The 6,512-nt window shown below is 37.2% G+C and carries 5 protein-coding genes and 2 pseudogenes; 4 read left to right on the top strand and 3 right to left on the bottom strand.

Annotated elements, in window-relative coordinates; all coding sequences use genetic code 11:
- Positions 1-13 precede the first annotated feature (13 nt).
- Together L647_RS0113825 and L647_RS1000000125345 are read right to left on the bottom strand one after the other, a co-directional pair.
- Positions 14-1,285: an IS4 family transposase gene (locus L647_RS0113825; protein ID WP_024610808.1), complete on the bottom strand. Its 1,272-nt coding sequence runs from the start codon at positions 1,283-1,285 to the stop codon at positions 14-16.
- Between the two features lie 299 nt (positions 1,286-1,584).
- Positions 1,585-1,866: pseudogene (locus L647_RS1000000125345) on the bottom strand (DUF1826 domain-containing protein); the annotation flags it as partial.
- A 47-nt stretch (positions 1,867-1,913) separates the two neighbouring features.
- On the opposite strand from L647_RS1000000125345, the pseudogene L647_RS01000000124250 reads away from it, so the two are divergent.
- The 3 genes and pseudogenes from L647_RS01000000124250 to L647_RS0113810 all read left to right on the top strand — a co-directional run bounded on the left by L647_RS01000000124250 (position 1,914) and on the right by L647_RS0113810 (position 4,121).
- A pseudogene (locus L647_RS01000000124250) lies at positions 1,914-2,702 on the top strand (trypsin-like serine protease).
- Between the two features lie 111 nt (positions 2,703-2,813).
- Positions 2,814-3,212, top strand: coding sequence for a hypothetical protein (locus tag L647_RS0113815; protein WP_024611612.1), 399 nt, complete (start codon positions 2,814-2,816; stop codon positions 3,210-3,212).
- A gap of 528 nt (positions 3,213-3,740) precedes the next feature.
- Positions 3,741-4,121, top strand: a complete 381-nt coding sequence (locus L647_RS0113810) for a TfoX/Sxy family protein (protein WP_024611611.1) — start codon at positions 3,741-3,743, stop codon at positions 4,119-4,121.
- A gap of 298 nt (positions 4,122-4,419) precedes the next feature.
- Here the strand turns inward: L647_RS0113810 and L647_RS0113800 are convergent, their stop codons facing one another.
- Positions 4,420-5,586, bottom strand: coding sequence for an aldo/keto reductase (locus L647_RS0113800; RefSeq protein ID WP_024611610.1), 1,167 nt, complete (start codon positions 5,584-5,586; stop codon positions 4,420-4,422).
- A gap of 134 nt (positions 5,587-5,720) precedes the next feature.
- Here L647_RS0113800 and L647_RS0113795 point away from each other — a divergent pair, with 134 nt between their 5' ends.
- On the top strand, positions 5,721-6,482 hold the full coding sequence (locus L647_RS0113795) for an IS5 family transposase (protein WP_024611512.1): 762 nt from the start codon (positions 5,721-5,723) through the stop codon (positions 6,480-6,482).
- Positions 6,483-6,512: the final 30 nt, after the last annotated feature.

Here is a 6,512-nt window from a genome sequence, read left to right as displayed (position 1 = left end):
CATAGGTTAGACATTAAGAGATAATTGGATTCAGGCCGCATTTTAATCGTCCTTTTTCTTTATCTCTTTTTGGGTTCGCTCTTCGTGCATATTTTGACAAAAAACTGATAGTTTTTTGCCATGCTTTATTCAGTGTCGATATCACGCCTTGTGTTATCGACTCCATTAATTGATAAAACCAACCTTGGGTGTTTTTTGCTACCATAAATGTTGATAGCTCAATACCGGCAAGTTGTTGAACACTCATGCCTATTCGCCTCTTTACTAACAACGTCAATAAACTTGCCCACACCAAGCCTTCCATCATGCTCGCTTTTCTGGTGTTAAATTTTTGCAGGTTGCAATAAGACTTCCATTCTTTAAACAGTAACTCTATTTGCCACCTGAGACTGTAGAGCTTTATTACCGCTTCAGCGCTAAATTTTTCTCGATTTAAGTTCGTTGCCCAATAAGTAGGCTCACTTTTTCCTCTAGGCCAGCTCGCAATCAATCGATAATTAGTTTTACCTTCCACATCCATATCGACAATAACACTACGACGAATATGCTTTTTAACGTCCTTTTGCTTCTTCTGTGAAAACCGTTTTAACGCGTTACCGTGACGATTAAAAGCAGCTACTACGGTTGGATTAACCGTGGTTTTAGCCCTGACAACATAAAAGCCTCCTGCTGTATCAATTGATTCAAGATACGATAACTTAAAATAACCTCTATCCGCTAAAAACAAGGTGTCGACTAACGATTTAGCATCAGGTAAAAAATCATATTCAGCTTGGCTATCAGGACTCACTGAGATTTCTTCGGGATAACCTTGAAGCACATCCCAACTCACATGAACCTCTATTGCCGCAGGACTTATTTTAGTAAAGCGACCTTTAAAGGTATCTTTTAAACTATCGTGCACTGCGAACGAACTTCCGTCTTGCAATATGATGCGTTTGAAATCTGACAGTGTGACTTCTGTGCCGAGTATTTGTTGCTGCCATTCATTTAACGCCACATCGACCAGTGATTTCATCAATTGGCTGAATTCAGGCTTACTCAGTTGATTGTGAAACGGTTTATATTGAACATCAGTTTCCGTCAACTTCACAAAATAACGATGTAAATCTGTCACGGTGTTTACCGATTTATCGCCTAGAGCCGTTATTAACGACATGACTAATTCGAAAGGTTTTATTATTCGTTTACGGCTACAAAAACGGCTTGTTTTACCTATTTCGTTAATATTAAAATCGTTAAGCACTTTCGTTATTTTGTTTAACTCAGTATTATATTTATTCATGCTCTGCTTTTGGGATAGATAGTGGTTTGGCGATTACTATCAGATCAAATTCAGAGCATGTTTTCAAGTTTTATTCCTTAAGATCCAACCTATGATCTACGCTTAGTTTAAAGCAAGCCGCAGGCACACTAACAGACGACGATTTAGTGGCAATAAATAGGGGCTTAAAAGAAACTTAGAAACATGTTCTTATTCAAATAATTATCTAAGTAATCAATTAATACTAGGTACTAATTGATTACTTAAGCTGCCTTTAAAATCAAACTTAAATTAACGTCGTTTATAAAGCATCACTTGTATTAAATAAAATCTAGGGTTAGCAATAAGCGTTGCTCGTTTGCAACTACCGGTGGTGAGCGATGTACTAAACCAGCACCTTCGTTGTCATCCCAGTATTCTCCTTTAAGGAGGGCAACATCACCTTTTGTTAGCTGGCTAATATTACTTAAGCTTTTAAATAAGCCAGACTCTTCGTCAGGTTTACCTAAATTACCGGCACCGAGTTTTGAGCGGTTTACATCGCTGTGATTTAACTACTGCGTAGCAACACCTTGATAGGTTGTAACTAATCGGCACGGAATCGGCCCTTAGTGGTAAATTAGCTACCAACAATGAACATGGACGTAATATGAAAGTTTTATTTATCTTTTTCATTATTTTCTTTTCTACATGCAGCAATGCTGTAGTGAAGAGACATGATGTTCACCCTGAAATTTATGTCATTGATAAAATACCTGAATACCTAATAGATATGCCCCATGAGGGACATGGTGTATTAATAGATTCACAATAGGTTCTAACTGTAGCACACACTATTTTTTATGATTATATTGGTAAAGATTTATTAATTGGTTCAAAAGTTTATGAAATTGAAAGCATCCATATACACCCAGATTACACTCAACCTAATAAAGATTTACTTAAAGGTGATTTAGCGCCTTTAATGAGTTTTTTCGAATCTAGAAGTGATATAGCGTTAATCAAATTAACTTCAACTGTTAGTGGTGTAGAACCAATCAATATATATTCTGGCAAAAGTGAAAAAAGCAAAACAATTACGGTCTATGGCAGGGGATCTACTGGGAACGGATTAACTGGCGAAGACCCAAATACAAAATCGCTTGGTGTTATGAACCAGTTTCAAAATATTGTTGAAAGCGCGAAAGGTAATTGGTTAGCATTTAGATTTGACGAACCAGAAAACGCATTACCACTTGAAGGTATGCATGGTTCAGGAGATAGCGGAGGTGCTTCTGTTATCTTTCAAAAAGGTGTTCCTTTTCTTGTCGGTTTATCAAGCTGGCAATTGGGGTATGGCGATATATCTAATTTTAAAGGTGGTTTGTATGGTACTACTGCCTATCAAGTTAGAGTGTCAAATTACTATGACAGGATATTAAGTGTATTGGGTAGCTAACAAGGACAAAAACGGTAGGTTTTTGCTCCTTCATTGCTTATTTTAACCAACTTTTTTAGCCTGTTATTTAGGCATTATATTTCTCTATGAATCCTAGGCGTAATTTTACCTATGAAAGAAAATCGCTATATTATATCAAAGCATGATCAACTAGTTTTATTGTTCGATGAATCTCAGCCATCATATGAATCATTCGAAGGGGATTATACTAGGAGTCGATATGGGACTTATCAAAACTTTTTCGATATGCCTGAATATCAATTAGATTACTCACCTTTCATAGAATTAGCTCTTGAATGTGGAATGAGTTCATTTAGTTTGAAGCGCAGCAGCAAAACGGGACGCATTTATGCTTGGAATACAAACATTGGAGCACATGGTCCCAAACTTGAACTTCGACCTGTGAAACTTCAACATGTAATGAATATGCCTCTTATGAAAAAATACCATGAGAACTGGGCTTATGAACTAGGTTGTAATATCGACATTGATGCAACGTATGAAATATAAAAAGAAGCTATGGTGCCAATGTCCGCTAATGGCACTTTGAGGAAGTTCGGCTTGGAGCGATAACTAACCATTCAGGTGAGTCGTCATTAACTTAGTAAAAATAAGAGGAAACTTTCCTCTTTTTTACATGTTTATATAAGTTACAGAAAGCATAATATTTATAGCTGGCATATTCGCTTAGAGCAAGAAGGCAGTATGAAAAAAGTATCTGTAGATGATACTCAAGTGCAGCTGTCAGCATAAGCACTTTGGTTTATTAAATTAAACCAGTGAATTTTAGTTAACACCTATTTTAAAGTCGCACTAATCTCAGTTTAATTATCAGCTATGAGTTAGTGCGATTATATAAAAAAGTAAACGCCAAAATCCCAACACTTTGTAAACCTCCATTATTCATACCAACTTTTTTGTTATTTTATTTATGTTTAATTTTAAAAAATAAAGCCAATAAAAACTTACTGTAATATTTATAAATCGTTTATATAATTAGTGTTTCAATGTGTTTTATTAAAAAATAGAGATGCTTAAATGGCTTTTGACCGAGGGTTAGAAGAGCGACTTTATGAGTTGTTTAATGCGCGCCACGATTTAGTAGTAAAGAAAATGTTTGGTGGCTTGTGCTTTATAATCTCGGAGTATATGTGCTGCGTAATTATTGGCGATAAACTGATGGTGCGTGTCGGGCCAAAAAATTATAGCTCTTGCTTAACTAAGCCTCATGTAACTGAAATGGACTTTACAGGAAAGCCAGTCAAGGGCTTGGTTTATATTTTACCCGAGGGTTTTGAATCGGACGCTGATTTAGAATACTGGGTAGGCGTATGCGTTAATTTTGTAGACTCTTTACCGCCAAAGCCACCAAAGACGTCAAAGTCAGCTAAAAAAGTAATTAAAGGAAAAGTAAAATAATAGTTTATAGCTCAATAATACTTAATCTTTGAACTTAGTGAATAACAATGAGGTTTTTCAATCTTACACTGCAAGTAAGGCTGAATAAATTACCTGCTTTCCCCCAGCTTTACTATAAATAACATTTTGTACTGGCCATGCGATATATTTCATTTAGGAGTTATTAAACTTTTAAGGACGATTTAAAAGGGACTGATATTATTTTTTAGCACTACCTAGCTCAATAAATAATATAAAAGCGAGTAATAGTAGCGTACCCAGTAAGCTTAAAGGGTACGCTTTAACAGTAATATTTGGTTTAGGTTGGAATAGGCGCATTTTGGGCAATAAGATCTTTCGATTTTAAATCACTCCAAAATGCATCTGGGATTTTAACTTTCATTGAAGCAACATTCGCTTCTATTTGCTGCGCTGTACGTGCACCAGGAATAATAGCTGAAACAGTTGAAGGTGCTTCTGCAAACTGCAGTGCAGCGGTTTTCATATCAATACCATGCTTAGCTGCAATTTCACTCATTGCTACGTATTTTTGCTGCATTGGCAGTGGGATTTTAGGTGAGTAATTAAACCGGTTGCGACCAGCTAAAAAACCGCCATTAAGTGGGGCACCAATGACAGCCGAAATATCGTGTTTGTCTAACATTGGGAATGTTTTATCTAATGCTTGTTTGTGATCCAAAATAGAATATTGCAGCGCTAATAAACAAATATCAGGATCAGACATATCAATTGCTTTGTAAATTGCGTCTGGGGTATTAACCCCAAAACCCCAGCCTTTAATTATTCCCTCGTCACGCATTTTGGTCAGTTCAGGAATAGCGCCTTTGGCTGCTTGATCAAAATATTTAAGCCAATCTTCACCCATATCACTGTTTTGAGGTGATAAGTCATGAATATATACAATATCAAGCGAGGCAACGCCTATTCGCTGTAAGGTGTCTTCAATAGAGCGACGAGTGCCCGAAGCCGAGTAGTCGTACTTATAATGAAATGGAGAATGATCAGCCCAATGCCAGCTGTTTTCTAATGGCTCGGCTGATGGAGTAAGTAGGCGTCCAACTTTAGATGACAATACATAGTCTTCGCGATTTTTATTACGAAGCAAGTCACCAAAGCGTCTTTCACTTAGGCTTAAACCATAAAATGGCGATGTATCAAAATGTCTTATTCCAGAATCCCATGCTGCGTGCAACATTTGAAGGATTTCTTCGTCGGGTGAAATGGTATTAAAGCCATTACCAGCGGCAAGTCCACCTAAGCCCATTCTTGATTTAGGGCGATAATGTTTACTATTATCCATATTATTAGTGGGAAGTAGTGCATCTTCGTCAATTTGGCCTCTGGTGGGCATTACTTTCCCAGATGACATTTTTACTTTCAATTGTTGTGCTAACGTTGGTGCGCTCAACATTGAGCCAATACCAAATGCTGCACCAGCTTTTATAAAACTCCTTCGTGATACCATGTAACTTATCTCCATGAGTGATTTTAAATGCTTGTTTTTTACATTAGGGCGTGTTGATCTTTGCGGTATAAAAAACAAACAGCATGAGGATAAGGTATAATTGAATTCGCTAAAAAACGTTACACCGAACCCTCATGCCAAGATTAATGTTAACAGACGCGACATGGAATGTCTTATCAAAAGTAATGCACTTAAGTGGTCGAATTTATAATAAGCCTGAGCATAGAAAAACGCTCGAAGGCATACTCTATAAGATGCGTACCGGTATTCCTTGGCGAGATTTACCGTCTTATTTCGGCTCGTGGAGTGCTATCTATAGACGATTTAATTTATGGTCCAAAAAAGATATTTTGAATGAATTATTTCGTGTGTTATCCCACTATGCTGATATGGATTGGATCTTTATTGATGGCAGTATTGTCAGGGCTCACCAGCATAGTTGCGGTGCAAGAACCGCTGGCAATGAATCAATCGGTAAGAGTCGAGGTGGCAATTCGACTAAAATTCATCTTGCAGTAGATAGCGGAGGATTGCCTGTTTATTATGAATTATCCTGTGGAAATACGCATGATATCGTCCATGCAGAGTCACTTGTAGACAATTGCCCAACGAGTAATGTGGTTGTCGCAGATAAAGGCTACGATAGTGAAAAACTAAGAGAGTTTATTCGTGATAATAGCGCTACACCCGTTATTCCACGCAAGGATAACAGTTTAGTGGGTAATGAAGATATTGACTGGTGCATGTACAAATATAGGCACTTAGTTGAGAATGCCTTTGGTCGGATCAAACAATATAGAGGGATAGCTACAAGGTATGAAAAGCTTGAACGGAATTATCATTCCATGCTCGCTTTAGCATTTACTATGATGTGGCTACCAATGTGGGCTGATTAATATATATACTACAAAGATCAACAGCCCCTA

It is taken from the genome of Pseudoalteromonas sp. TB64, from assembly GCF_000498095.1.
GTDB lineage: Bacteria > Pseudomonadota > Gammaproteobacteria > Enterobacterales > Alteromonadaceae > Pseudoalteromonas.
The sequence above is the reverse complement of the archived record's forward strand: the minus strand, read 5'-3'. Positions and strand labels throughout refer to the sequence as shown.

Coding starts and splice junctions, on each gene's coding strand:
- L647_RS0113825 (WP_024610808.1), bottom strand. CDS start 1,285: ATGAATAAATATAATACTGAGTTAAACAAAATAACGAAAGTGCTTAAC.
- L647_RS0113810 (WP_024611611.1), top strand. CDS start 3,741: ATGGCTTTTGACCGAGGGTTAGAAGAGCGACTTTATGAGTTGTTTAAT.
- L647_RS0113815 (WP_024611612.1), top strand. CDS start 2,814: ATGAAAGAAAATCGCTATATTATATCAAAGCATGATCAACTAGTTTTA.
- L647_RS0113800 (WP_024611610.1), bottom strand. CDS start 5,586: ATGGTATCACGAAGGAGTTTTATAAAAGCTGGTGCAGCATTTGGTATT.
- L647_RS0113795 (WP_024611512.1), top strand. CDS start 5,721: ATGCCAAGATTAATGTTAACAGACGCGACATGGAATGTCTTATCAAAA.